Origin of the sequence: Kitasatospora sp. NPDC088548 (genome assembly GCF_044753005.1) — a bacterium.
Lineage (GTDB): Bacteria > Actinomycetota > Actinomycetes > Streptomycetales > Streptomycetaceae > Kitasatospora.
In genome coordinates, this window is record NZ_JBIVMI010000001.1 from 612,196 (window position 1) to 637,576 (window position 25,381).

The window sequence follows — 25,381 nt, forward strand, 5'->3', positions numbered from 1 at the left end:
GGGGGCACCCGCACCGGCCGTCGCGGCGGCGGGCCGAGGAGGGCCGGGCGGGCGGCGGCCGTCGTGCTCAGCCGCTGAAGACCACCGTCGTGGCGGCCGGGGAGGCGGCGCTGCCGGCCGGGGTGCCCAGGGTGCGTTCGGCCTTGGCGACGGCGGCGCGGTAGTAGAGGGAGGCGAGTTGGGGGGAGTCGCTGTCGCGTTGGAAGAAGCCGTAGAAGAGGCCGACGGAACCGAAGCGCTCGATGCCGAGACAGCCGTTGAGCCGCACGCCGGAGAGGGTGCCGTCGAGGCGGACGGCGGGCGTGCCAGGGCGGTCGCCGAGGACGAGGGGGGTGACGGTGAAGGTCACGGCCTGGTCGGTGCCGGCTCCGAAGGTCAGGCTGTGGCAGTTGGTGAACGCGTCGGTGGCGGCGGCGAGATCGGCGGTGAGCCCGGCGGGATCCTCGGCGGTGAGGGCCTCGGTCACCATCGGGTTCGAGCCGGGACCGTCCAACTCGGTCTCCTGGTGGACGGCTTGGGGCGACAGCCGGGTGTTGTGCCGGTGCAGCAGGGCGGTCAGCCCGGTGCAGCCGCCGGCCGGGGCCGGGGCACTGCCCGGCGAGGGGCTCGCCGCGGCCGGCGCTTCGGTGAAGTCCGGGCCCAGTTCGGCGGCGGTGAGCAGCGCGGCCTTCAACTGGTCCGCGGTGGGCAGACCGTCGGCCGGGGCGGCGGCAGGGGGCCGGAGCGGGCCGGCCGCCGGGACCGGCCGGACGGCGGCCCCGGCGGCGATGTCGGCGGTGCCCAGGGTGACCACCGTGGCGACGGCCGCGGCGGCGAGGGCGAGGAGAGGCCTCGGCTGGGACATGCGCGGTATACGAGACATACGGCCCCCGGTCGAGAGTTCGGGCAGGGACAGGCGTCCAGTCTCCCACCGGGCCCGGTCCGCCGCCCGCCGGGACGGCGGTGTCGCAGGTCAGGGCCGTTCCGGAGGGAGGGTTGCGAGGGTCTCGGTGAGCCATTCCACCCAGAAGTTCTCCAGGCCGATCCCGGCCCGCAGCACGGCGTGCTGGAGCCGGTTCTCGTCCGCGGCCTTCTCGGCCGGGAAGTCCCGCCGCTCGATCTCCTGGTAGTCGGCCAACTGCGCTCGGTGCACCGCGAGATGGCGGGTCAGCTCGGCGTCCAGGCCGGTCGCTCCGACCGCCGCCGCCGCACGCAGACGCAGCAGCAGCGGTTCGCGGACGGCCTTGGGCTCGCCGCCGTCGGCCGTCCAGCGGGCCAGTTCGGCACGACCGGCGGGCAGCACCTCGTACTCCTTCTTCTGCCCGCGCACCGGGCCGGCCTGCGGGAGGGCCCGGATCAGGCCGGACGTCTCCAGCCGGCCCAGTTCGCGGTAGATCTGCTGGTGGGTGGCGGACCAGAAGAAGCCGATCGACTTGTCGAACCGCCTGGTCAGCTCCAGCCCGGAGGACGGCTTCTCCAGCAGGGCGGTGAGGATGGCGTGCGGCAGGGACATGCGGCCGATCCTAGGACGGGCCGGCCCGGACTCTCCGGGAGGCCCGGGCCTCCCGGAGAGTCCGGCCCCGGGAGGCCCGGCCGTGAGCCGGCTCCGGTCGCGAGCCGGCTCAGATCGCCGCGGCCAGTTCGGTGCCCTGCCGGATGGCCCGCTTGGCGTCCAGTTCGGCGGCCACGTCGGCGCCGCCGATCAGGTGCGGGGTGAGGCCGAGGGCGCGCAGGGCGGCGTCCAGTTCGCGGCGCGGCTCCTGGCCGGTGCAGAGGACGACGGTGTCGACGGGCAGCAGCTTTCGCTCGCCGTCCACGACGAGGTGCAGGCCGGCATCGTCGATCAACTCGTAGGTCACCCCGGCGACCATGGTGACGCCGCGGTGCCTCAGCTCGGTGCGGTGGATCCAGCCGGTGGTCTTGCCGAGGCCCGCGCCGACCTTGGTGGTCTTGCGTTGCAGCAGGTGGACGCTGCGCGGGGGCGTGGGCCGCTCGGGCCGGCGCAGGCCGCCGCGCTCGCGGTACTCGGGGTCGATGCCCCAATTGCGCTGGAAGACTGCCGGGTTGAGGCTGGCCCCGTCGCCCTGGTCGGTGAGGTAGGCGGCGACGTCGAAGCCGATCCCGCCCGCGCCGAGGACGGCGACCCGCTCGCCGACGGGCGCGCCGTCCCGCAGCACGTCCAGGTAGCCGAGGACGCTGGGGTGGTCGACTCCGGGGATTTCGGCGGGGGTTCGCGGGGTGACGCCGGTGGCGAGGACGATCTCGTCGAAGCCCTCGGCGGCGAGCCGCTCCGCGTCCACCAGCGCGCCGAGCCGCTGCTCGACGCCCAACTCGGCCAGTCGGGTGCGGTAGTAGCGCAGCGTCTCGTCGAACTCCTCCTTGCCGGGCACGCGCCGGGCGATGTTCAGCTGCCCGCCGATCGTCTCGGCGGCGTCGAAGAGGGTGACGGTGTGGCCGCGTTCGGCGGCCGAGACGGTGAACGCGAGGCCGGCCGGTCCGGCGCCGACGACGCCGATCCGCTTGCGCCGCCTGGTCGGTCCCGGCACGAGTTCGGTCTCGTGGCAGGCGCGCGGGTTGACCAGGCAGGAGGTGATCCGGCCGCTGAAGGTGTGGTCCAGGCAGGCCTGGTTGCAGCCGATGCAGGTGTTGATGGCGGCGGACCGGTCGGCCCGGGCCTTGGCGACGAAGTCGGCGTCGGCGAGCAGCGGCCGGGCCAGCGACACCAGGTCGGCACTGCCCTCGGCGAGCAACCGCTCCGCCAGTTCCGGGGTGTTGATGCGGTTGGTGGCGACCAACGGCACGTTCACCGAGCCCATCACCTTCTTCGTCACCCAGGCGTACGCGCCGCGCGGCACCGAGGTGGCGATGGTGGGGATCCGGGCCTCGTGCCAGCCGATGCCGGTGTTGATGACGGTCGCGCCGGCGGCCTCGACGGCCTGCGCGAGCCGGACGACCTCGGCCAGGGTGGAGCCGCCGGGGATCAGGTCGAGCATGGAGAGGCGGTAGATCAGGATGAAGTCGGGGCCGACCCGCTCGCGGACCCGGCGGACGATCTCGACCGGGAAGCGCATCCGCCGCTCGTAGGGGCCGCCCCACTCGTCCTCGCGGTGGTTGGTGGCGGCGGCGATGAACTCGTTGATCAGGTAGCCCTCGGAGCCCATGATCTCCACGCCGTCGTACCCGGCGGCCCGGGCGAGAGCGGCGCAGCGGACGAAGTCCTCGATGGTCCGCTCGACCTGTTCGGCGGTGAGCGCGTGCGGCGGGTACGGGCTGATCGGGGCCTGGAGGGCGCTGGGGGCGACCAGGTCCGGGTGGTAGGCGTAGCGGCCGAAGTGCAGGATCTGCAGCGCGATCCGGCCGCCGGCGGCGTGGACGGCGTCGGTGACGACGCGGTGCCGGGCGGCCTCCGCCTCGGTGGTGAGCATGGCGCCGCCCTCCCAGGGGCGGCCGGCCTCGTTGGGGGCGATGCCGCCGGTGACGATCAGGCCGACGCCGCCGCGGGCGCGTTCGGCGTAGAAGGCGGCCATCCGGTCGAAGCCGCCGGGGGCCTCCTCCAGGCCGACGTGCATCGAGCCCATGATCACGCGGTTGGGGAGGGTGGTGAAGCCGAGGTCGAGCGGGCTGAGGAGGTGGGGGTAGGGCGCGGGGGACACCTGGGGCTGCTGGGCGGTGGCGCTCATCGACGTCTCCTGTGCGGCGTGCGGCGGCTCGTTGTTACCACACGGTAGGGGAAGGTCCGACCGCTATGCAACAAGTTGCATAAGACTCCGACACTCGCCCCACCCGCCCCGGCCCGAAATTCGCCAACTGCCCACCAGCCCAGGCCACGGTGTGCGTATTGTCGTATCGAAGTGAAGTCTTCGCAGCTCTTCGGGGAGGGAACGGCCATGCGAGACCGATCGATAGCCGTGGTCGGCGGCAGCATCGCGGGGTGCGCGTTCGCGCGGGCGGCCGCCCGCGGCGGCGCGGATCGCGTGGTGGTGCTGGAGCGCAGCCCCGGCCGGCTGGAGGACCGCGGCGTCGGGCTCTGCGTCCACGACGACCGCTACGCCGAACTGGTCCGCGCCGGCCACCTCGACGACGGCATCCGCCGCCACCGGATCACCACCCGGCACTGGGTGACCCGCGAGGGCCGGGACGGCGGCGCCGACCCGCGCGGGCGGCGGCTCTGGGCGCAGGCGATGCCGTTCCACTCCTACCACTGGGGTGTGCTCTGGCAGGCGCTGCGCGAGCGCACTCCCGACACCGTGGCCTTCCGGCTGGACGCGACGGTCACGGGCGTGGGCGGCGACGACGAACACGCCTGGGTGGCGGGCCCGGACGGCGAACGGGAGCGGCACGACCTGGTGATCGGCGCCGACGGCTACCGGTCGGTGGTCCGCGAGGCCGTCTGCCCCGAGGCTAGCCCCGACTACGCCGGCTACGTCTGCTGGCGCGGCAGCTTCGGCTCCGAACTGCTGGAGGAGCTGCCGGGCGGCCCGGCGCTCTGGCCGGAGAACGAGGTCATCACCGTCTGCTACCGCGGCGGCCAGGTGGTGCTCTACCGCATCCCGGGCCTGACGCCCGGCTCCACCCAGGTCAACTGGGTGTTCTACGCCCCCACGCCGCACTGGCTCCCGCTGGACGGCCCGACCAGCATCCCGGCCGGCACGCTCACCCCGGCACGGCTCGACGAGCTGGCGCAGCTCGCCGAGCGGCACCTGCCGGCCTACTGGGCCGGGGTGATCGGCCTGACCCCGCGCGAACGGACCTTCCTCCAGCCGATCTACGACCTGGCGACCCCGCGCCGCACCGCCGGCCGGCTGCTGCTGGCCGGGGACGCGGCCACCGTGGTCCGCCCGCACAACACCAGCGGCGCGGTCAAGGCCGTCCAGGACGCCTGCGCCTTCGAGGACGCCTGGCGGGCGGCGGACGGCTGGACCGGCCTGCTCTCCACGTACGACCGCGAACGCGGAGCCGCCGGGCAGGAGCTGGTGGAGATCGGCCGCCGCCTCGGGCAGGCGCAGGTCACCGCGGCACCGGACTGGGCGACCATGGACGAGGCCGCGATGACCGCATGGTGGCGGCACCAGCTCGCCGGCACCGGCGGGTTCGGCGGCCACGCGCTCGGGCAGCCGCCGAAACACCGTCAGAACGCCTCAGCGGCTCAGACGTTGACGCCGTAGTCGGTCGCGATGCCCCGCAGGCCGGACGCGTAGCCCTGGCCGATGGCGCGGAACTTCCACTCGGTGCCGTTGCGGTACAGCTCGCCGAAGACCATCGCGGTCTCGGTCGAGGCGTCCTCGGTCAGGTCGTAACGGGCGATCTCCTGCCCGTTGGCCTGGTTGACCACGCGGATGAACGCGTTGCGGACCTGGCCGAAGCTCTGCAGCCGCGCGTCGGCGTCGTAGATCGACACCGGGAAGACCACCTTGGCCACGTCCGCCGGGACGGTGGCCAGGTTGACCTTGATCTGCTCGTCGTCGCCGTCGCCGCCACCGGTCAGGTTGTCGCCGCTGTGCTCGACCGAGCCGTCGGGGCTGCGCAGGTTGTTGAAGAAGACGAAGTGCTGGTCCGAGACCACCTTGCCGAGCGCGCTGCAGAGCAACGCGCTCGCGTCCAGGTCGTAGTCGGCCCCGGTCGTGGTGCGCACGTCCCAGCCGAGACCGATGATGACGGCGGTCAGGCCCGGCGCCTCCTTGCTCAGCGAGACGTTGCCACCCTTGGCCAGCGAAACTCCCACGATGCCCTCCTCGGTTGCTCTCCCTTTCGATGAATCTACAACACTGTAGAGATCACGAGAATCCACCCGCAGACGGTGGCGTCCGCCGGCCACCCCGCGCTCACTCACTCCCCCGCCCCCTCACCCGTCCTCCCGCCCGGCCCCGCGGCGGCGGCCGACCTACACTGACCGTGCGGGCGGTACGCCCGTCCAGGCCCCCGCGCGGGAGGTCCCCATGCGTCAGCGGCACAGCTTCCACCTCGACCAGGCCGGCCACTCCGTCACCGTGAACGTCCGCTCCGGGTGGATCACCGAGACGGAAGTCCTGGTGGACGGCAAGGAGTGCGCCTTCCACCGCGTCCACGGGCACGGCGGCTATCCGCTCACGCTGGCCGCCCAGCTGGCGGAGGAGCCGCCGCTGCCGCTCTCGGTGCGCCTGGAGCGCACGGGTGTGGCCGGGCATCCGCTGGCCTGCGTCCTGGAACTGGGCGGGACGGTGCGGCCGATGGCCGAGCACGTGGAGCGCTGACGGCGCCGTCAACCCGCCTGACGGTCCGTCAGAATCTCCTCGACGGCCGGGCGGGCGCGCTCGGCGTCCTCGGCGACCAGACCGATCCTGGTCCGGCGGTCGAGCACGTCGGAGACGTCCAGCGCGCCCTCGTGCGTCACGGCGTACGCGATCTCCGCGCGGGTGACGTCGATGCCCTCGGCGATCGGGGCACACGCGGCACCCGGCCGCGCCTCGGCGACCGCCAGGACGGACCGGGCCTCGCCGCCGTACCGGGCGAGCAGCGAGGCGGGCGCGCCGTCCACCGGCAGCGGGTGGCCGTCCCGGTGCCCGGGGGCGCCGACCAGCGGCAGCCGGGCCGTCCAGCAGGCGCGGGCGGACAGCCCGCGCAGCCGGACGGCGGTGTCCACGGCGTCCTCGGCCATCCGCCGGTAGGTGGTGAGCTTGCCGCCGACCACGGTGATCACGCCGGACGGGGACTCCAGCACCGCGTGCTCCCGCGAGAGGTCGGCGGTGCCACCGCCGCCGGTGTCCAGCAGCGGCCGCAGTCCGGCGTAGGCGCCGCGTACGTCCGCCCTGGTCAGCGCGGTGTGCAGGGCCGCGTTGACGGTGTCCAGGAGGAAGCCGGTCTCGGCGTCGGTCGGCACCGGCTCGTCCGGGATCGGCCCGGGCGCGTCCTCGTCGGTCAGCCCGACCGCCACCCGGCCGAGCTGCTGCGGCAGCGCGAAGACGAACCGGCTGGTGGAGCCGGGGACGGGCACGGTGAGTGCGGCGGTCGGGTGGCCGAGGGCCGCGGCGTCGAACAGCAGATGGGTGCCCCGGCTGGGCCGCAGCCGGATCGACGGGTCCACCTCGCCCGCCCAGACGCCGGTGGCGTTGACGACGGCACCGGCGGTGACGGTGAACGACTGCCCGGTGAGCGCGTCGGTGAGCCGGGCCGAGGTGCCGGTGACGGCGCCCGCCCGCACCCGGGTGAGCACGGTGGCGCCGTAGTGCGCGGCGGTCCGGGCCAGCGCCACCACCAGCCGGGCGTCGTCGATCAGTTGGCCGTCGTGCGCGACCAGGGCGCCGGCCAGGCCCACCGCTCTGAGGCCGGGCACCAGCCGGCGCGCCCGGTCCGCGTCGACGCGGCGCACCCGGGGCAGCAACGTGCCCGGCGTACCGGCACCGAGGCGCAGCGCGTCCCCGGCGAGGAAGCCGGCCCGCACCAGCGCGGCCTGCCCGGGGCGCATCAACCCCGGGAGCAACGGCACCAGTTGGGGCAGCGGGCGGACGAGGTGCGGGGCGGTGCGGGTCATCAGGACGCCGCGTTCGGCGGCGCTCTCCCGGGCCACGCCGATCCGGCCGGAGGCGAGGTAGCGCAGGCCGCCGTGGACCAGCTTGGAGCTCCACCGGCTGGTGCCGAAGGCGAGGTCGCGCGCCTCGACGAGGACGGTGCGCAGCCCGCGCGCGGCGGCGTCCAGGGCGACCCCGGCGCCGGTCACGCCGCCGCCGATGACCAGCAGGTCGACGGCCGGGCGCCCGGCGAGCGCTTCGAGCTCCACCGTGCGGCGGCGGGCGTTGAGCCGGGTCGTACCCGCGAAGGGCCCGACGGTCGGGCCGGCGTAACGCTGGGCGGGCGGCCGGGCGTTCGGGGTCATGGCGCGAGGTATCCGTTCAGTGCTCTGGCCAGTTCGCGCCGCCACGCCGCCTCGGGCAGCAACTGGGCGACCATGCGGTGCGACTGGACGGTGGACTGGGCGATCAGCAGCACCATGGCGGCCAGTTCGACGGGCTCGCCGGCCCGGATCGACCCGTGCGCCTGCCCCTGCTCGATACCGGCGCGGAGCGCTTCGAGCAGGCCGCGCTGGCTGGTGCCGAGCCGTTCGACGACGTACTCGAAGAGCGTGTCGGAGTCGGCCGAGCGCAGCAGCGCGCCGAGCACCGGGTGGTCGCGCAGCCGGACGGCGACCTCGACGACCCCGTCGACGAAGGCCGCGCGGTCCTCCCCGGTGAGCGCCACGGTGGCCTGGGTGGCGCGGATCTCGCGGGTGAGCAGCGCTCCGATGACGGCGCGGACGTCCGGCCAGCGCCGGTAGACGGTCGGCCGGCTGACCCCCGCCCGGCGGGCGATCTCGGCCAACTGTGTTCGGCGCACGCCGAGATGGACGATCAGGTCGGCGGCGGCGTCGAGGATCGCGTCGTCGGTGCTGCGGGCTTCGGACACCCCTGGCTGCTCAGCGTTACTACTTGACATGATGTGTGAAACTGTAACGCATGGCATCCGAGACGCAAGCGGGACCGGCCGGCGCCGCGCTTCCGCTCCCCCCGATGAAGTGGGACGCCTGGGGCGATCCGGCCCTCGCCAGGGAACTGCCCGCCGACATCAAGGCCCTGCTGGCCGCCGCCCTCGGCGTGACCGGCGACGCGGGCCCCGGGCCCACCGCCGCCGAGGTCGTGCTGCGCCCCTCGCTGCTGACGGAGGCGGACCTGAAGGCGCTCGCCGCCGTCGTCGGCGAGGCGCACCTCAGCGACGCCGACGCCGACCGGCTCCCCCGGGCCGGCGGCAAGTCCACCCCCGACCTGCTGCGCCGCCGCAGCCGCGCCCCGCAGGACGCGCCCGACGCCGTCGTGCTGCCCGGGAGCGAGGACGAGATCGCGGCCGTCCTCGCGCTCTGCGCCGAACGCCGCATCGCCGTGGTGCCGTTCGGCGGCGGGACGAGCGTGGTCGGCGGCCTCGACCCCGAGCGCGGGGGCTTCACCGCCGTCGTCTCGCTCGACCTGCGCCGCTTCGACCGGCTGCTCGACCTGGACGCGATCTCCGGCGAGGCCGTCCTCGGCGCCGGTCTCACCGGTCCGGCGGCAGAGGCGCTGCTGGCCGAGCGCGGCTTCGAACTCGGCCACTACCCGCAGAGTTTCCGCTTCGCCACCATCGGCGGCTTCGCGGCCACCCGCTCCTCCGGCCAGGACTCCGCCGGGTACGGGCGCTTCGACGAGATGGTGCGCGGCCTGCGCGTCGTCACCCCGGCCGGGGTCCTGGACCTCGGCCGCGCCCCCGCCTCGGCGGCCGGCCCTGACCTGCGCGAGCTGTTCCTCGGCTCGGAGGGCACCCTCGGCGTGATCACCGCCGTCCGGGTGCGGGTGCACCCCGTCCCGGCCGTGAAGGCCTACGAGGCCTGGAACTTCCCGGACTTCACGACCGGCGCGGACGCGCTGCGCGCGGTCGAGCAGCGGGGCACCGGCCCGACCGTGATCCGGCTCTCCGACGAGGCCGAGACGGCGGTCAACCTGGCGATGACCGAGCAGATCGGCGGGGAAGCGGCCGTGAGCGGCTGCCTGGCGGTGACGGTCTTCGAGGGCGACGCCGAGCAGGTCACCGCCCGCCACCGGCTCACCCGGGCCGTCCTGCTGGCCGCCGGCGGCACCTCGCTCGGCGAGGCACCGGCCAGGGCGTGGGAGCACGGCCGCTTCAACGCGCCCTATCTGCGCGACTCGCTGCTCGGCGCGGGCGCCCTCTGCGAGACCCTGGAGACCGCCACCGACTGGCGCCGCCTGCCCGCCCTCCGGGCCGCGGTGACGTCGGCGCTGACCACCGCGCTCCCCGGCTCCCTCGTGCTCTGCCACATCTCGCACGTCTACCCGACCGGCGCCTCGCTCTACTTCACCGTGGTCGCGGCGCAGGGCCCGGACCCGCTCGCCCAGTGGGCCGCCGCCAAGCGCGCCACCGGGGACGCCATCGCGGCGGCCGGCGCCACCATCACCCACCACCATGCCGTCGGCGCCGACCACCGGCCCTGGATGGCCGACGAGATCGGCGAGTTGGGCGTCCGGATCCTGCACGCGGTCAAGGCCGCCGTCGACCCGGTGGGCATCCTCAACCCCGGCAAGCTGATCCCATGACCGGGCCGGGGGGTCCCGTCAAGGAGCCGGGTCACGCCGACGGCCCCGGACGGATCGGCCGGGTGGCCGTGCTCACCAACCCGGCGGCGGGCGCCGGTCACGCCGAACCCGCCGCCCGCCGCGCCACCGCCCGGCTGCGCGCGCTCGGCGTCGACACGGCCTCCCTGGCGGGCGGTTCGGCGGACGACACCCGCCGTCTCGCCCGGCAGGCCGTGGCGGACGGCTACGACGCGGTGGTGGTGGTCGGCGGCGACGGCATGGTCAACCTCGCCCTCCAGGCGGTGGCCGGCACCGCCGTCCCGCTCGGCATCGTCCCGGCGGGCACCGGCAACGACCACGCCCGCGAGTACGGTCTCCCGCGCCGCTCCCCCGAGGCCGCCGCCGAGGTGATAGCGGGCGGGCACACCACGGCCGTGGACCTCGGCCGGATCACCGGCGCCGACGGGGCGTCCCGGTGGTTCGGCTCCGTCCTCGCCACCGGGTTCGACTCGCTGGTCAGCGACCGCGCCAACCGCCTGCGACGGCCGCGCGGCCGGATGCGCTACAACCTCGCCATCCTCGCGGAGTTCGCCAACCTGCGCCCGCTGCCGTTCCGCCTCACCCTCGCCGACGGCACCGTCATCGAACGCGATCTCACCCTGGCCGCCATCGGCAACACCCGCAGCTACGGCGGCGGCATGATCATCTGCCCGGCCGCCGACCACACCGACGGCCTCCTCGACCTCACCCTGGTCGCGGCCATGCCCCGGCTGCGGATCGCCCGCTTCTTCCCCAGCATCTTCAAGGGCACCCACGTCCACCACCCGGAGGTCACCACCCACCGCACCGCATCGGTACGCGTCGAGTCCCCCGGCATCACCGCCTACGCCGACGGCGAGTTCATCGCCCCGCTCCCGATCGACGTCACCGTCACCCGGGGCGCCCTGCACGTCCTGACGCCCCGTCCGGCCGCGCCACCGACGATGCCGCGCCCGGGCGTCACCCCTTCCGGGAGTATTTCGTGAGGTAGTCGGGGGTCTTGATACCGGATTTGAGATTGCTCGCCGGGCTCGGGGGTCCGTAGACCTCCGTGATCGGGAGCGTCCCGGCCCAGTAGTCGCTGTCCACATCCACCTTCTCTTCGCTCTTCGGCCCGCCGGTACGGGCTTTGAACGTGACCTCGGCCGGCGTGTCCAGGCCGAGGCGCAGGACCACGGTCCCGGGGTACTTGTCCGGATTCTTCGAATCCCCTTCAACCTCGTACTCATTGGGCTTGCGCGCGGTTTCCCAGCTGCCCGGGACGACGTGGTCGACGAGCGTCTTCAGCGCGTCGCAGACCTCTTTCTCCTCGATCGCGTACGCGGTGCCCTTCACCACCACCGATCGGTAGCCCACGGAGTTGTGGTACGGCGAGCGTCCGATGATCAGGCTGTCCAGCAGGGTCACCGTCAGGCAGACGGGCACCCCCTCCTTCCCGCTTCTGCTCGCCAGGACATGCAGTCGAGAAGGATTGGGGTACTTGGGATGGTCCTTCGCGCCGTGCACGTACAGCGTTCCGAGTTCGGGGTCTTTGCCCTCCTTGTACCCGTACACCATCGGCACCGCCAGTGGGCGGTTGGGCGTTGACGTGGGGTCGATGTACGCGACGTGACAGACGAAGCCCTCTTTGAGGACTTGCCTGATGTCCTTCGTGTCCTTCGAAGGGGGCGTGTGCTTGGCAAGACCGGCGGCGGACAGCTCCATGACATCTCCTGTTTGGTGGTTACTCGTTGCTCCGCGGGCGTCGGCCGGATTCCGGTCCGGCCGACGCCCGACGTCCCCGTGCCGCCGGTCCGCGGCTCGGGGCCGTACCGCTACTGCATGCCGCGTCCGGTGATGTGGACCAGCCCGATCGGGACGGCCCCTTCGGCGAGTTGGGCGATGGGCCGCGGGGTGGTGGGCTTCAGCGCCGGCGGCTTGGTCAGCACCGGGTCCTTGCGGAGGTCCGCCACGAGCTCGTCGATCTGCTTCTTGCTGGCGCCCGGCAGCGCGAAGGCGTGTGCGTAGGGGCGGTCGATCTGGCCGCCGCTCTTCTGGTCCGGGTACTTCACGGTCAGCGTGGAGAGCGACCACTTGGCCACCGTCTCGTCACTGGGCCGGCGGAAGCGGACGGCGAGGGTGCCCTTGGTGCGCGCGGTCCACAGCACCAGGCCCCCCTCCTTCTCCAGCGTCTTGAGCTGCTGCTCCAGGTAGTCCGTGAGCTCCTGGGCCTCCTTGATCCGCTTGACCTGGTCCTTGTACGAGTGGCGGGCCAGGTGGTCCCAGAGCACCAGCGGCGAGAAGCCGTTGCGCGACCCGGCGAAGGTGGTGTCCGGGGAGCCGATGTACTGGGTCTGGCTCGGGGGCTTCATCTGGTACTTGACCTTGGTCATGTAAATGCCGCACGGCCAGGGCGCGCCCGGCCACTTGTGGCCGCTCAGCGACATGGAACAGACCATGTCGATCTCGCCGTGCTTCGCGCTCTTCGCCTTGAGGCCGAAGTCGAACTCCGGCAGGTCCACGTCCGGGGTCCAGCCGAGGTCCTTGTCCTTGAACGCCATGCGCTGGAAGGGCGCGTACCCGGCGCCGAGCGCCCCGTCGACGTGGATCCAGAAGCCCCGCCGCTTCTCGGGCTTGGCGTTGCCCTTCGCGTCGTTCATGTAGAGCACGTCGCGCTCGATCAGGTCGTACTTCTCGAAGATCGGGAGCAGGCGGTCGCACACGGCCCGGACGTCGTCGTGCGCGCCCTTGAAGGTGGAGCCGTAGTTGAGGCTGACCAGGATCGGGTGGCCCTCGGCGGCGAAGAACTCGACCAGGGTCGCGAGCGCGTCGACGTCGATCTCGCCCGGACCGTCGGCGGAGGTCCCCGACTCTCCGTTGCGGGAGGGCACCTCGGTGGGCCACTTGCCCTGCGAGCCCTTGAGCGGGCACTTCCCCTGGTACAGCCGCTCGCCCAGCGTGGAGAAGGTGTCCACATCGAGGATGCGCACCGCCTTGGCGAAGGAGTAGTGGGCGTCCTCGGAGTAGAAGACCACGGGCTGGTAGTAGGTGTCGGGCTTCCCCTGGGGAACGGCCGCCTGGACCCACCGCAGCGGGGCGGTCGACGACTTGGGGTCGTGCTCGGAGAACAACGCCTTGCCACTGAGGTAGTCGCGCCCGTTCCACACCCCGTACATGTTCCCCTCGGTGGAGCCCATCGAGAGCATGTAACCCCAGTAGGAATCAAGATTGTCGGGGTCGTGCGGCCAGGTGGCGCGCCACAGGGCGGCGTAGTAGTCGAGGACGGCGCGCTCGGCGATCCGGGTGTTGACCTGGTAGCCGCCCTTGATGACGAACGGGTCGCCGATGTTGTTGGTGTGGTTCGCCAGGAAGCGGCCGAGATCCTGCTGGTAGCCGTTCATGTCCTGGGTGAACTGGTAACCCAGCATGTGCTTGTGCTTCTCGGCCAGGTACTTCTCGAGCGCGGCGAGGGCCTCGTTCCGCTGCTTGTCCGTGAAGCCCGAGATCTGGAGTTCGAAATCCTGGTACTTCAGGCCCGGGTCCCCCGTCTTGTACACGTCGCGCGGGTCCTCGAAGGGCGCCGACACGAGATCGGCCTTGCCGTTGTGCACGCCCTGGTCCGACAGGGCCTTTTCCCAGGTCTGGCCGTCGGGACCGAACGGGAACGGGGCGAGCTTGGAGCGAGTACGGACGTTCGTCATGGCAAATCCTGAAGAGATGGGGAGATGGGGTTGGCGGTGGCGTCGGGCGAAGCGCGCTGTCGGCCCGCGGAGTCCCACGGGGAGCACGGCCGACCACCGGCACACCGAGTCTTCGCCAGAACCCCCGTTCCCGCCGCCCCACAAGCCGCCCCGCCACCGGATCGACGGCGGCGTTTCCTCCCAACCACCGCCGCCCGGGCCGGTGATGGCGGCGCACACCGGCCCCGGCGGCCAGTCACGCGAACGGCCGAGCGATCACGCGAATGGCCGACCGCCACGCGGCGCCCCGACCAACCACCCACGCCGGCTTCCGGCGCCGGGGCGGGGACGAGCGCCGAAAACCGGTTGTGCGGCCAGGTGGCTTCCGATAGCAATACCGGGTGATCACAAGTGAAAAGATCGGGCTGCGGGCCCGGCACGAGGACGACGTGGCAGTACTCCACGCCGAGCTGTACAACGACGTGGCGACCCGCTCGCGCGCCGACTCCCGCCCTTGGCGGCCCATCCCACCGCTCCCCGAACACTCCCCGTACTCCGTCAGCGAGCCGTCCGACGACGTCGCCTTCTTCTCCGTGCAGGAGCTGGCCACCGGGGACCTCGCGGGCGAGGCGCTGCTCTGGGGCATCGACGCGCACAACCGGACGGCCCACCTGGGCATTTCGCTGCGCCCGTCGTTCCGTGGGCGCGGGCTCGGCGGCGACGTGGTCCGGGCGCTCTGCGAGTACGGCTTCGCCGTCCGCGGGCTGCAGCGGCTGCAGTTGGAGACGCTGGCGGACAACGCCCCGATGATCAGCGCCGCGACGAAGGCCGGCTTCACCCTGGAGGGCACGCTGCGCCGCAACGCCTGGGTCTACGGCACCTTCGCCGACGAGGTGATCCTCGGCCTGCTCGCCGAGGAGTGGGGCGGTCGCCCTTAGGTGCCGAGCAGTTCGCCGCTCTCCCGGTACTCGGCGTTGAACGCCTCCTGCTCGGCGATCGTCTCCGGGCCCGCCTCGGCGGGGAAAGCCTCCCACGTGACCTGGTTGCCGTAGACCGTCGCGAGGTACTTCATCCCGGGCGTTCCTTCCACCCCGCGCGCCCCGTCGGCGCGCTGTGGTCGGATCCCACGACGGGCCCTCGACATCGGCCGAAGGGGAGTTCCCCGGAAAACAGCGCTGCCGCGCCGTCCGGGGCATCCGGACGACGCGGCAGGCTTCCACCACCGGATCAGCAGACCCCGTGGGCTCAGCGGGCTCAGGCCGAGAAGTAGCCGATCAGGTCGGCGACCACATGAGTGCTGCCCCACTGGTTGGTGAACGACACCCGCCCGTCCACCACCGGAACCATCACCAGCGCGGAAACGACGTCGCCCGGCCGGTAGTTGATGTTCGAGGCATCCGGACGGCCCGTCCCGTGCGGGTAGACCGTCAGGAAGCTGGTGTTGGTGGGCCACACGACCGTGACGTTCATCAGCACCTCGGTGACGCCGGTCAAGGGCACGCCCTCGACCCCGGCCACCTTCAGGCTGACCACGTCGCCCGCCCCGCCCAGGGTGCCGATGCGGGCGCCCTCACCGGTACGGGTGTCCATCAGCCGCACGAGGTTGGACGACGAGTAGGTGGCGCCCTTGTCGGAGTAGTACCCGACGACGTCGACGCCGAGGTCGACCTCGCCCCAGGCGTTGTACAGGTCCACCTTCCCGTTCGCGCCCACCGGGACGGTCACCAGGTTGGAGACGTTCTGCCCGGCGGTGAAGTTGACGTTCGACGCGTCGGGCACCCCCTGGCCGTCCGGGTACACGGTGACGTAGCCGGTCCGCGAGGGGTTGACGGCGGTCACGCTCATCACGACCGCCGTCACGCCGCTGGCCGGGACCCCGGCGACCCCGGTCACCTTCAGCGGCACCACGCCGCCCCAGCCGACCCGGCCGGCGGGCGCGCCGACGCCCGAGACGGTGTTCAGGATGCGCGTCGGGTTGATCGGGCTCAGCAGGGAGCCGGCGCCGCCGTCGGTGTAGTACCCGGCGACGTCGACGCCGAGGTCGACCTCGCCCCAGGCGTTGCGCAGGTCCACCTTGCCGTTGGACAGCGGCACGGTCACCAGGTTGGGCACGTTCTGCCCGGCCGCGAAGCTGACGGTCGGCAGGTCGGGCACCGCCTGGCCGCTCGGGTACACCGAGATGGCGCTGTTGCGCGTCGGGTTGACGGCCGTCACGTTCATCACGACCGCGGTCACGCCGCTGGCCGGGATCCCGCCGGCGCCCGCCACCTGCAGCGTCACCACGCCGCCCTGGCGGACCCGGCCGGCCGGCGCGCCGACGCCCGAGACGGTGTTCAGGATGCGCGACGGCGGGACCGGGACGAACTTGCCCTTGGTCGGCGTCTGGGCCGCCGTGACGGTGAACCCGTTGGCGAGGAGCGGCCGGTAGCCATCGGCCTGGATGTCGTAGCTGCCCGGCTCCAGGCCGTTGGTGTCCACCAGGGCGTGCAGCGAGGTGCCGTCGGCGTTGACCGAAAGCGGCTTCATGGCCGGCTGGGTCGAGACGCCGGCGCGCCACAGGTTCAGCTTGCTGCCCAGGGTGAGGCCGCTGCCACGGATCTCCACCTGGACCTGCGTCCCGGCGGCGCCGGTGGCGGGGCTCGCCCCGGCCACGGTCAGGGGCGCGGCCGGGCCGGTGCAGTTGGGGTACTCGCAGGAGCCCTGGATGCTGTACTCGACCGGCGTCGCCGCACCGGACGGGATGATCATCAGGATGGCCTGACCGGCGTCGGCGCTGCTGAGGCTCTGGCAGCGGGCGCCGAACTCACCGTAGTTGTTGGAGCACTGGTAGGTGTAGTCGTCGCCGGTCCACTTGACCGGGCTCAGCAGCCGGATGAACGGCTGCGCGGTACCGGTCGCGCTGCTGATGCCGAAGACCTTGAACGCCTGCGAGGGCTTCATGTCGAGCACCGCGCAGTAGGCGGAGGAGGACTCGGTGAACACCCCGCTCTGCCCCGGGAACCCGGCGATCGACGCCTGGTGCGCGGTGCACTCCGGCGCCCAGCCGCTCGCCGTGCCGACCTTCCAGGTGTCCACGTTGGCGTGGATGGTGGTGCCGTTGTACCCGGCCGCGAGCACGACCATGGTGTACGAGGTCGAGCCGGTGAGCAGGCAGGGGCTCACGCCGCCGGCCCACTGGGTGCAGACGTACTTGCCGTTGGCGTCGATGACCTGCGACTCGACCGCGCCGCCCGTGGGACGCGCCACCAGCCACATCTTGTCCGAGGCGGCGGCGGTGACCCGGACGCACCGGGCGTCCAGCGCCGAGGAGAGGTCCATCGGGAGGGACTGCCCGCCGACGGCGGTCGACCTCGGGGTGAGGCAGTTCGCGGTGGGCGAGATGTCGCGCCGCACCACCTTGTAGCTGTCGCCCCAGGCGTTGTTGACCAGCAGCGCCGTGTACGCCACACCGGCGTTGAAAACGCAGCTGAAGGCCGAGCTGGTGCTGGTGGAGCAGACCACAGTGCCCTGCGGGTCCACGACCTGCAACGAGGCGTTGACCCTGTTCTGGGTGTTGGTGTAGTCGAACTGCTCCATGGTGGAGTGCTGGTTGGCCGGCAGGCCCAGGCAGGCCTGCTTCACGGCCGCGGTGACCGTGAACTCCGCGCCCCAGCTGCCGTCGAAGGGGCTCTGCGGCCAGGCCTGGCAGCCCGCCGTGTTGCCGGTCCGGTGGACCACCAGCTGGTAGGCCTTGCCCGGGGTGCCGGTCAGCACCAAGCGGAACGGCGCGGTACCGGTCAGCTTGCAGACCTGCGACGGGTAGCCGCCGTTGTCGCACTGCCTGGCACCGGCCGCGTCGAAGACGGCGGCGGTGGCGCTCTCGCCGTCCGTGGGCGGCCGGTTGAGCAGGTAGACGCCGTTCCCGGTGGCCGTCGGCAGGGTCAGGCAGTCCGCCTGACCGCGCGCGCCGAAGGTGCCGGCGGCCGGGCCGGAGACCAGGCCGTCGTCCTTGGTGGCGGTGCAGCCCCGGGTCTCGCTGTCCGAGCGGAAGACCATGCCGAACGCAGGGGTGTCGAAGTTACGGGCCTCGAGCGCCCAGGTGTAGTTGCCGGGCGTCAGCTCGCAGCCGACGGCCTTGTAGCAGTCGCCGTACAACCGGGTGCCGTCGGCCGTGTACAGCTCGCCGGCGAGGGTGGAGCCGTCGGCCGTGACCTGGGCGAAGGAGTACTTGCCGGCCGCGGTGACGTGGAGGAGGCGGCAGCGCACCGTCGACGTCAGGTCCGGGGCGGACCCGAACGGCTGGGGCTCGACCGTCAGACAGCCCTCGGCCGGGGAGAGCCGCTCCATGGCCAGGTCGTAGGCCACGGAGTCACCCCCCGTGCGCTGCACCAGGACCCGGAACGGTGCCGTCCCCGTGAGCTTGCAGACGATCTGGTCGCCGAAACGGTGGTCCTTGCACAGCTCGGTGCCGGTGGCGTCGAAGATCTGCTCGTTGGGCAGGCCGGAGACATAGGTCCGCAGCGTGTCGTCGGCAGCGAGGTCCAGCGTGTAGCAGTCACCCGCGGAGCCCTGCGCCAGTGTGTTGTGGAAGTTCTTCCGCGCGCCGAGGTTGCGGTCGGCGGCGGCCACCGTCGTGCAGCTGGGACCGGAGAGCAGCGGGAGGTACGACACCGAGACGCCGTTCGACCGGAAGTCGCCGTTGCGGAGCTGCAGCGTGTAGGTGCCCGCTTGGCTGGTGGCGCAGCGCAGCACGCTGGAGAGGCTGTCACAGCTGACCGCGGTGCCGTCCGGCGCGGTCACCTGCGGGTAGACCGTCCAGTAGACCGCGACGGCCTGGATGTAGACCAGGTCCTTGGGCTGCGTCACCGTGAACGCGACGGAGACCGTCCCGTTCGGGTCGATCGCGCAGCTGGAGACCGTGCCCGGGGTCAGGGACGCCGGGCAGGGGCCGGTCGGGTCGGCCTCCTTGAGCTGCTGGACGGCGGCCTCGTGCTCGGCTTTCGGATCCGCCTTGGGCGTGGCCGTCGGACCGGCGGTGGGCGCCGCGCTCGGGTTGGCGCCCGGGTTGGCGCCCGGGCTCTGCTCGGCGGGCGCGCTCGTCGGCGATCCCGCCGGTGCGCTCGCGGACGAGGTGGCCGCGGGCGGGTTCACCGCTGCGGCGGCCGGGTTGATCTGGCCTCCCAATGTGGCCAGAACTGCGAACAACAGGACCCCCGGAGCGGCTATGCCCGCCCGTCTCCTCCTGTGTCGCATGCTTCTGCCTGACGGCAGAATTCTCATGCTTCCCCCATCTCAGGAAATGCCCGACTCCCATGACCATCACGGGAGCTCAGGGCAGCCGGAGTCTAGCGAGCCGCACTCACACCTTGATCACGGACTCCGGCGAAGATGAGAGTGTCATGAGAAACCCTCGTGCGCGATGCGAATATTTCGGGCCATCAGGGGCCTCGGGCTTGGCGCTCAACGCCGGTGGGTTTGGTGTTCCTTGACCGACCCGGCGCGTTTGACCGTCTTTCCGGCGTCGTGCCGTTCGGCCCGGTGCGGTGCTTGTTCTTCGAGCCGTCAGGGCGCGATGCGGCCGAGGCGCCGCACCATCGGCTCCACCGTGTCGGTGGGGGGCCAAGGGAAGTCCGGCAGGTCGGCGCGGAGCATGACCTGGCCGTGCAGCGCCGTCCACAGGGTCACGGCGTCGCCGAAGGGGTCGGTACTGGCCGACCGTCCGGCGCGGGCACAGGCTTCGAGGTTGTCGACCAGCGTCTGGAACGCGTCGAGCCCTCGGTCTCCCGCGTCCTCACCGTCGGGCGACTTCGGCTTGGGCCGGGCCCATCCGAACAGGACGCGATAGCGCGCCGGTTCCCGGACGCCGAACTCGACGTACGCGCCACAGCCTGCGAGCAGCGCCTCGACCGGGTCGTCGTGCGCGGCGACGGCGGTGGTCACCATCTCGTGCAGCTGCGCGATCGCCTCCGCCACCACGGCCTCGACGATGGCGTCCCGATCGGCGAAGTGGGCGTAGATCGAGGGGGCGGCGATGCCGACCTCACGCGCCACGGAGCGCAGGGTGACCGCCTGATCGGACCCGGTGCGCACGATCAGCGCGGTCGCCGCCCGCACGATCTCCTCGCGCAGCCGCACCCCTTCGCCACGCCGGTTCCGGGGCCGGGCCGGCGGCTCCTCCTCCTGGCCGGGAGCGGGTTCGGCGACTGCGGAGACCTTCTTCATGAGCCTGACTTTACATGCGTTAGCCGAGTGGACTAGCTTTCCCTCCGAAAACTTACATACGTAAGGTTACGCAGATGAGGAAACCATGAGCCTCCAGGAGAACCCCGATCCCGACGACGGCCACCCGCGCCGCTGGTCGGCACTGGCGGCGCTCTGCGCCGCCCTGGTGGTCACCACCATCGACAACACGGTGCTCAACACCGCCCTCCCCACGCTCGCCGAGGCGCTCCGGGCCTCCACCGCCGATCTCCAGTGGATCAACAACGCCTACACCCTGGTGTTCGCCTCGATGCTGATCGCCGCCGGCGGTCTCGGCGCACGGATCGGCCACCGCCGCGCCCTGGTCGGCGGTCTGGGGGTCTTCGCCGCGGGCTCGATCGCCGCCGCGACGACGACCACCGTCGGACCGCTCATCGGGTACCGCGCACTCATGGGCCTGGGCGCGGCGTTCGTCATGCCGGCCACCCTGTCGATCATCGTGATGCTCTTCGGCGCCCGGCAGCGCGGCAAGGCCATCGCCATCTGGGCCGCGACCGCCGGTCTGGGCATCGTGCTCGGCCCGGTCACCGGCGGCCTCCTGCTCGACCACTTCGCCTGGGGCAGCGTCTTCTGGATCAACGTGCCCCTGGTCGCCGCCGCGCTCGTGGCCGCCCTGGCCCTCATCCCGGCACTCCCGGGCCGCCGGGCCGGCCGCCTCGACGGCCCCGGGCTGCTGCTCTCGGCCGGCGGTCTGGTCGCGCTCGTCGACGTCATCGTCCGGGGCCCCGAACGCGGCCGGCTGTCCGCGACCTCCCTGGTCGAGACCGGCGCCGCCGTCGCCCTGCTGACCGCGTTCACCCTCTGGGAACTGCGGGCCCCCCACCCCATGGTGGACATGCGGATGTTCGCCAACCGCGCTTTCAGCACCGCCTGCGCCGTTCTCGCCATCACCTTCTTCGCCCTGTTCGGCGTGCTGTTCGTCTACACCCAGTACCTGCAACTGGTGCACGGCTACAGCCCGTTGGAGGCCGGTCTCGGCGCCCTGCCGTTCGCCCTGTCGATGGCCGTCGCCGCCGGCACCAGCGACCGCAGCGCCGCCCGTTTCGGCCACCGGCACACCATCGCCGCCGGGCTGGCCACCGTGGCCCTCGGCCTCGCCGGACTGTCACTCGTCACCACCGGCACGCCGTTCGCCCTGCTCTCCCTCACGATGGGGGTCGTCGGCGCCGGGATGGGCCTGATCACGGCACCGGCCAGCGCGTCCATCGTGGCCGCGCTGCCCCGCGAGAAGGCCCCGATGGCCGCCTCGGTCAACAGCGTGGTCCGCGAACTCGGCGGCGTCCTGGGCATCGCGGCCGTCGGCACCATCGTCTCCGCCTCCTACCGGGCCCACCTGACGACCGCACTGCCGGGGGCGCCCGAGGCCGCCGGCCACGACCTGACCGCCGCCCACCTGCTCGCCACCGGGCTGCCGCCCGCCCAGGCCGGCCGGCTGGTCGCCGCCGCCGACGAGGCCTTCACCACCGCCATGACCGTCGCCACCCTGAGCTGCGCCCTGCTCGCCCTGGCCGGCGCCGTGGCGGCGCTCGCCTGGCTGGGCCGGCCCGCCGCCACCGCGCCCAGCACCGGCGCCGCTCCGACCCCGACCGAGAACGCGGCCGAAAGGGCGGCCGCCCGGTAGCGGCGTCAGATGCCGCGCCGCGCCTTGACCGAACCGTTCTCGATCGCCGCCAGCAGGGCCGCGTGGTCGAGAACGGTCTGGTCCGCGTAGCGGACGGCGAAGTCGGCGACGGCCTCGGCGAAGGTGTCGGCGCCGCCCAGGTAGCCGGCGATGGAGAGGCGGTCGCCGGAGCGGGCGTGGGCGCGGGCCAGGGTGCGGCCGCAGAGGTCGGCGTAGGCACGGAAGCCGCCCGGCGTCAGGTCGGCGACCTCGACGGAGCCCTTCATGTCGCGGAGCTGGCGGCCGTAGAAGTGGCGGCCGGCCGGGCCTGCCGTCCAGCCGAGGAAGATGTCGCTGGCGGCCTGCATCAGGTGCTGGCCGGTGACGACCCGGTGTCCGCCGTGGGCGACGGGCACTTCGGCGTCGGGGCGGACGGCGGGGAGGTGGTCCTCCAGGACGGAACGGCCGGCCTCCTTGATCTGGAGGAAGAGCGGATCGCGCTCGTCGCGCCCCTCCAGCAGGAGGATGTAACAGCGGGTGCCGACGCTGCCGACGCCGACGACCTTCCGGGCGGCGTCGACGAACCGGTACCGGTCGAGCAGGACGCGGCGGTCGTCGGCGAGGGTGGCGCGGTAGTCGCTGAAGACCTGGCCGACAGCGCGGAATTCGGTCCTCGGGAGCGACTGGATGAGCGGCGGGTCGCTGATGATGCGGCGCCGGCCGTCCTTCGTCTCGGTGAGCTTGCCGAAGGCCTGGAGGCTGGTGCGCCGCCGGGCGCGGGCGAGGCTCGCCTCGGCCCGCTTGCGCTGCCTGGGCTTCCGGAGCAGCGGCAGCAGGTCGCCGGTGTCGATGCGGGCGTACCAGACGTCGAGTTCGCCGTGCCCGGCGAGCCGCCGCATCGCGGTGGCGTAGCCGTGGGCCGCGGCGAGGGCGGCGCGGCGGGCGCTGTCCTCGTCGTTGCCGTTGTCACGGGCCGCGACCGCGACGCTCGCCGCCAGCCGCTTGACGTCCCATTCGAACGGGCCGGGGTAGGTCTCGTCGAAGTCGTTGACGTCGAAGAGCAGCGCGCGTTCCGGCGAGGCGTACACGCCGAAGTTCAGCAGGTGTGCGTCACCGCAGAGTTGGACGATCAGCCCGGTGTCCGGGCCGGCCGCGAGGTCGGCGGCCATCACGGCGGCGGAGCCCCGGAGGAAGGCGAAGGAGGAGTCGGCCATCCGGCCGTAGCGGATCGGCAGCAGTTCGGCGACCCGGTCGGCGCCCTGGCGTTCCAGCACCCCGACGGGGTCGGGGCGGTCGGCGGCCGGGATCCAGCGGCCGTGGGAGGAGCGCGACACCCGTTCGCGGGCCGCGCGGCCGCGCCGGCGGCGTTCGGCGGGACTGGTCATGCGCTGCTCCTCGGCCGGTGGAAGGGGTTTTACCTCCTCGCGACGCTAGAACAACGGCACAGGCCCGGCATGTCGAAGCGCGGGCGGGCGTGCGACACGCCCACCCGCGCTCAGCCGAACGGGTGAATTCAGAAGAGGGATCGACGGGGGTGGGACCGTGGTCCCTACTCCACGACGAAGTCCGCCATCATCGCCATGTCCTCGTGCTCCAGGTTGTGGCAGTGCATCATGTACGTCCCCGGGTAGTCGGTGAAGCGCACCAGTACCTCCACCGCCTCGGCCGACCGCAGGTCCACCGTGTCCTTCCACCCGGCGTCGTACGGGCCCGGGTCGGAGCCGTTGCGCGAGAGCACCTGGAACTGGTTCAGGTGCACGTGGACGGGGTGGTGCAGGTCGCTGAAGAACCGCCAGCGCTCCACGGCGCCGAGGGTCGGCCGGGCCAGCGCCCGGCCGGGCAGGTAGAGCCGTTTGTTGATGGTCCAGCCGTCGCCCTTGCTGAGGCGGAAGCGGAAGTTCCGGGTAATGACGGCGTCCGCGGGGTCGAGCCACTCGATGGTGGAGAGCCGCTCGGGCACCCTCGAGTCGTCCGAGACGGTACGGGAGGACACGTCGAACCGCATCACCTCCCTCGCCGAGCCGGTGCCGAAACGGTTCATCAGGCGCACCGACGTCCCCGGCTCGAAGCGCGAGAAGTCGACGACGAGGTCGAAGCGCTCGGCCGGAGCGATGTCCACGACATCGTGCGCCCGTGGGGCCTCCAGCAGACCGCCGTCGCCGCCGATCTGCACCAGCGCGTCGCCGCCGGGCGGCTGCGGGTCCAGTTCGAGGCGGTACACGCGGGCGTTGGAGGCATTCAGCAGGCGCAGCCGGTAGCGCGCCCGGTCCACCGGGTGCCGTGGCCAGGGCGCGCCGTTGACCAGGATGACGTCGCCGAGCACCCCGTTCATGTAACCGGCTCTGACGCCGGGGACAAGGCGCTCGGCGTCGACGGTCGGGTAGCGGAAGGCGCCGTCCTCCCCGAACGAGCGGTCGACGAGCATCAGCGGGAGGTCGCGTTCACCGCGCGGCAGTGGCAGCGCGTCCTCCTCCTCGTCGTGGATCAGGTGGAATCCGATCAGGCCGCTCCAGATGGCGAGGCCGGTGAAGCCCATCCGGTGGTCGTGGTACCAGAGCGTGGCCGCCCGCTGCTTGCCGGGATAGGTGTAGGTCCGCTCGCCGTTCGAGGTGTTGCCGAGCGGGGTGTCGGCGGGGTCGTCGGCGTACCGCTCCATGCCCGGCATCCCCGCCATACCGCCCGCGCCACGGGAGCCGGTGGCCCCGGCCGGCAGGGTCAGGTCGATCGCGTAGCCGTCGCTGTCCGCCGGGGTGTGGCCGCCGTGCAGGTGGACCGTGGTCGGCACCGGCAGTTGGTTGCGGTGGAGCACCGCCGTCCGCCGGCCGGCCCGGACCGACAGGGTCGGCCCGGGAAAGATACCGCCGTACGTCCAGACGTCCGTCCGCAGACCGGGCAGGATCTCCAGCTTGGCGACCTGCTGGGTGATCTCGTAGAAGTCGGTGGTGCCCTCCGTGCGGACCGGTGCCAGCACCGGCGGCACCGGCAGCGGCAGCCGGAACGGCTCCGGCAGGTCCACCTCACTGCTCAGCAGCCGGCCGGGGCTGCCCTTGCGGAACATCCGGGCCGCCGCGGGGACGGCGACGGCCGTCAGCGCGCCCGCGCCGACCGCCGCCGAGCCGAGGCCCAGGAACCGGCGGCGATTCACTTGGCCACCTCGACTGGTCCGCCGGGCCGGGGCAGCCGCCCGGTGCCGTCCCCGCCGTCCGGCTCGGCCGCCACGTCCGCGCGGGCCGGCAGCGGCGCCCGCCAGGCGCCGACCGCGCCGAAGAAGAGAGCGCTGACCAGCAGCACGCCGAGCGTCACATGGGCGCCCACCTCGCGCTCGTACCCGGCGAAGGTCTGGCCGGTGACCGCCACCGCCAGGAGCGCCGTCGTCCACAGTGGCCAGAGCGGCCCGCGGCCGACCCAGCGGACCAGCGCCGCGACGGCGAACTGGCCGATCACCACGGTGGCGAGGGTCATCGCGGCGACCTCGTGGTCCTTGAGCGACTCGTACGTGCCGTTGAGGAAGCTGCCGGCCAGCATGGTCTGCAGGAGGCCGAGGGCCGCCAGCGAGGTCGCGGTGGTGCGCAGCAGGATCAGCGGCCAGCGGGGCGCGGGGGCCGCGGGAGGACTGCTCATGTCGGGCTTCTCTCTGCTCGGCGGGGCGGGAACGCGCCGGTCGGGGCGGCCGGCGGCCCGAGGAGCGGGCCGGGCCGGAAACCGCCGGACGGCGCGACGGAGGGCGTAACTGACATCACGTCACGGCCGTTGTCAATCAACGATTGTGACGTCTTCGGACACCCCATTGCGCCTGG

The 25,381-nt window shown here is 72.7% G+C and carries 20 protein-coding genes; 6 read left to right on the forward strand and 14 right to left on the reverse strand.

Annotated elements, in window-relative coordinates; translation table 11 throughout:
- Positions 1–67: 67 nt before the first annotated feature.
- The 3 genes from ACIP82_RS02735 to ACIP82_RS02745 form a co-directional block, all read right to left on the reverse strand.
- On the reverse strand, positions 68–844 hold the full coding sequence (locus tag ACIP82_RS02735; RefSeq protein ID WP_400650100.1) for a hypothetical protein: 777 nt from the start codon (positions 842–844) through the stop codon (positions 68–70).
- A gap of 108 nt (positions 845–952) precedes the next feature.
- Entirely contained in the window at positions 953–1,492 is a 540-nt protein-coding gene (locus tag ACIP82_RS02740) for a PadR family transcriptional regulator (protein ID WP_400650103.1), read from the reverse strand.
- A gap of 109 nt (positions 1,493–1,601) precedes the next feature.
- Positions 1,602–3,659, reverse strand: coding sequence for an FAD-dependent oxidoreductase (locus tag ACIP82_RS02745; RefSeq protein WP_400650106.1), 2,058 nt, complete (start codon positions 3,657–3,659; stop codon positions 1,602–1,604).
- Between the two features lie 207 nt (positions 3,660–3,866).
- On the opposite strand from ACIP82_RS02745, the gene ACIP82_RS02750 reads away from it, so the two are divergent.
- A complete protein-coding gene (locus ACIP82_RS02750) occupies positions 3,867–5,144 on the forward strand; it encodes an FAD-dependent monooxygenase (RefSeq protein WP_400650107.1) in 1,278 nt (425 codons plus the stop codon).
- On the opposite strand, the gene ACIP82_RS02755 is transcribed toward ACIP82_RS02750, so the two are convergent.
- Complete coding sequence (locus ACIP82_RS02755; protein WP_363604335.1) at positions 5,126–5,701, reverse strand: TerD family protein; 576 nt, start codon at positions 5,699–5,701, stop codon at positions 5,126–5,128. The genes ACIP82_RS02750 and ACIP82_RS02755 overlap by 19 nt on opposite strands.
- Positions 5,702–5,915: 214 nt before the next feature.
- On the opposite strand from ACIP82_RS02755, the gene ACIP82_RS02760 reads away from it, so the two are divergent.
- Positions 5,916–6,209, forward strand: a complete 294-nt coding sequence (locus ACIP82_RS02760) for a hypothetical protein (RefSeq protein ID WP_400650110.1) — start codon at positions 5,916–5,918, stop codon at positions 6,207–6,209.
- An 8-nt stretch (positions 6,210–6,217) separates the two neighbouring features.
- Here ACIP82_RS02760 and ACIP82_RS02765 read toward each other — a convergent pair whose 3' ends face one another.
- Positions 6,218–7,828 (reverse strand): glycerol-3-phosphate dehydrogenase/oxidase, encoded by a 1,611-nt coding sequence (locus ACIP82_RS02765; protein WP_400650113.1) that lies wholly within the window; start codon positions 7,826–7,828, stop codon positions 6,218–6,220.
- Positions 7,825–8,424 carry a TetR/AcrR family transcriptional regulator gene (locus ACIP82_RS02770; protein WP_363604331.1) on the reverse strand — a complete coding sequence of 200 codons (600 nt, stop codon included), beginning with the start codon at positions 8,422–8,424 and terminating at the stop codon, positions 7,825–7,827. Before ACIP82_RS02770 ends, ACIP82_RS02765 begins: the two co-directional genes overlap by 4 nt.
- Positions 8,425–8,498: 74 nt before the next feature.
- Between ACIP82_RS02770 and ACIP82_RS02775 the strand changes: the two genes are divergently transcribed.
- Both ACIP82_RS02775 and ACIP82_RS02780 read left to right on the forward strand, forming a co-directional pair.
- Positions 8,499–10,067, forward strand: coding sequence for an FAD-binding oxidoreductase (locus tag ACIP82_RS02775; protein ID WP_400650116.1), 1,569 nt, complete (start codon positions 8,499–8,501; stop codon positions 10,065–10,067).
- Positions 10,064–11,071, forward strand: coding sequence for a diacylglycerol kinase (locus tag ACIP82_RS02780; protein ID WP_363604328.1), 1,008 nt, complete (start codon positions 10,064–10,066; stop codon positions 11,069–11,071). The genes ACIP82_RS02775 and ACIP82_RS02780 overlap by 4 nt, the downstream gene beginning before the upstream one ends.
- On the opposite strand, the gene ACIP82_RS02785 is transcribed toward ACIP82_RS02780, so the two are convergent.
- Together ACIP82_RS02785 and ACIP82_RS02790 are read right to left on the reverse strand one after the other, a co-directional pair.
- A complete protein-coding gene (locus tag ACIP82_RS02785) occupies positions 11,046–11,789 on the reverse strand; it encodes a pyridoxamine 5'-phosphate oxidase family protein (RefSeq protein WP_400650119.1) in 744 nt (247 codons plus the stop codon). The two genes, ACIP82_RS02780 and ACIP82_RS02785, sit on opposite strands and share 26 nt — an antisense overlap.
- Positions 11,790–11,899: 110 nt before the next feature.
- Positions 11,900–13,765: a histidine decarboxylase gene (locus tag ACIP82_RS02790; RefSeq protein WP_400650121.1), complete on the reverse strand. Its 1,866-nt coding sequence runs from the start codon at positions 13,763–13,765 to the stop codon at positions 11,900–11,902.
- Between the two features lie 380 nt (positions 13,766–14,145).
- Between ACIP82_RS02790 and ACIP82_RS02795 the strand changes: the two genes are divergently transcribed.
- Positions 14,146–14,682 carry a GNAT family N-acetyltransferase gene (locus tag ACIP82_RS02795; protein ID WP_400650124.1) on the forward strand — a complete coding sequence of 179 codons (537 nt, stop codon included), beginning with the start codon at positions 14,146–14,148 and terminating at the stop codon, positions 14,680–14,682.
- Here ACIP82_RS02795 and ACIP82_RS02800 read toward each other — a convergent pair.
- From ACIP82_RS02800 to ACIP82_RS02810, 3 genes are all read right to left on the reverse strand, one after another.
- Complete coding sequence (locus tag ACIP82_RS02800) at positions 14,679–14,816, reverse strand: hypothetical protein (protein ID WP_400650127.1); 138 nt, start codon at positions 14,814–14,816, stop codon at positions 14,679–14,681. The genes ACIP82_RS02795 and ACIP82_RS02800 overlap by 4 nt on opposite strands.
- 182 nt (positions 14,817–14,998) lie before the next feature.
- Complete coding sequence (locus ACIP82_RS02805) at positions 14,999–18,928, reverse strand: hypothetical protein (protein WP_400650130.1); 3,930 nt, start codon at positions 18,926–18,928, stop codon at positions 14,999–15,001.
- Between the two features lie 357 nt (positions 18,929–19,285).
- On the reverse strand, positions 19,286–19,945 hold the full coding sequence (locus tag ACIP82_RS02810) for a TetR/AcrR family transcriptional regulator (protein ID WP_363604323.1): 660 nt from the start codon (positions 19,943–19,945) through the stop codon (positions 19,286–19,288).
- An 85-nt stretch (positions 19,946–20,030) separates the two neighbouring features.
- Here ACIP82_RS02810 and ACIP82_RS02815 point away from each other — a divergent pair, with 85 nt between their 5' ends.
- Positions 20,031–21,605, forward strand: a complete 1,575-nt coding sequence (locus ACIP82_RS02815) for an MFS transporter (RefSeq protein ID WP_400650133.1) — start codon at positions 20,031–20,033, stop codon at positions 21,603–21,605.
- 5 nt (positions 21,606–21,610) lie between these two features.
- On the opposite strand, the gene ACIP82_RS02820 is transcribed toward ACIP82_RS02815, so the two are convergent.
- From ACIP82_RS02820 to ACIP82_RS02830, 3 genes are all read right to left on the reverse strand, one after another.
- Positions 21,611–22,969, reverse strand: coding sequence for a DUF2252 domain-containing protein (locus tag ACIP82_RS02820; protein WP_363604320.1), 1,359 nt, complete (start codon positions 22,967–22,969; stop codon positions 21,611–21,613).
- Positions 22,970–23,133: 164 nt separating this feature from the next.
- Complete coding sequence (locus ACIP82_RS02825) at positions 23,134–24,729, reverse strand: multicopper oxidase family protein (RefSeq protein ID WP_400650136.1); 1,596 nt, start codon at positions 24,727–24,729, stop codon at positions 23,134–23,136.
- The gene (locus ACIP82_RS02830) at positions 24,726–25,205 is read right to left on the reverse strand and encodes a hypothetical protein (protein WP_363604317.1); all 480 of its coding nucleotides are present in this window, start codon (positions 25,203–25,205) and stop codon (positions 24,726–24,728) included. The genes ACIP82_RS02825 and ACIP82_RS02830 overlap by 4 nt, the downstream gene beginning before the upstream one ends.
- Positions 25,206–25,381 lie beyond the last annotated feature (176 nt).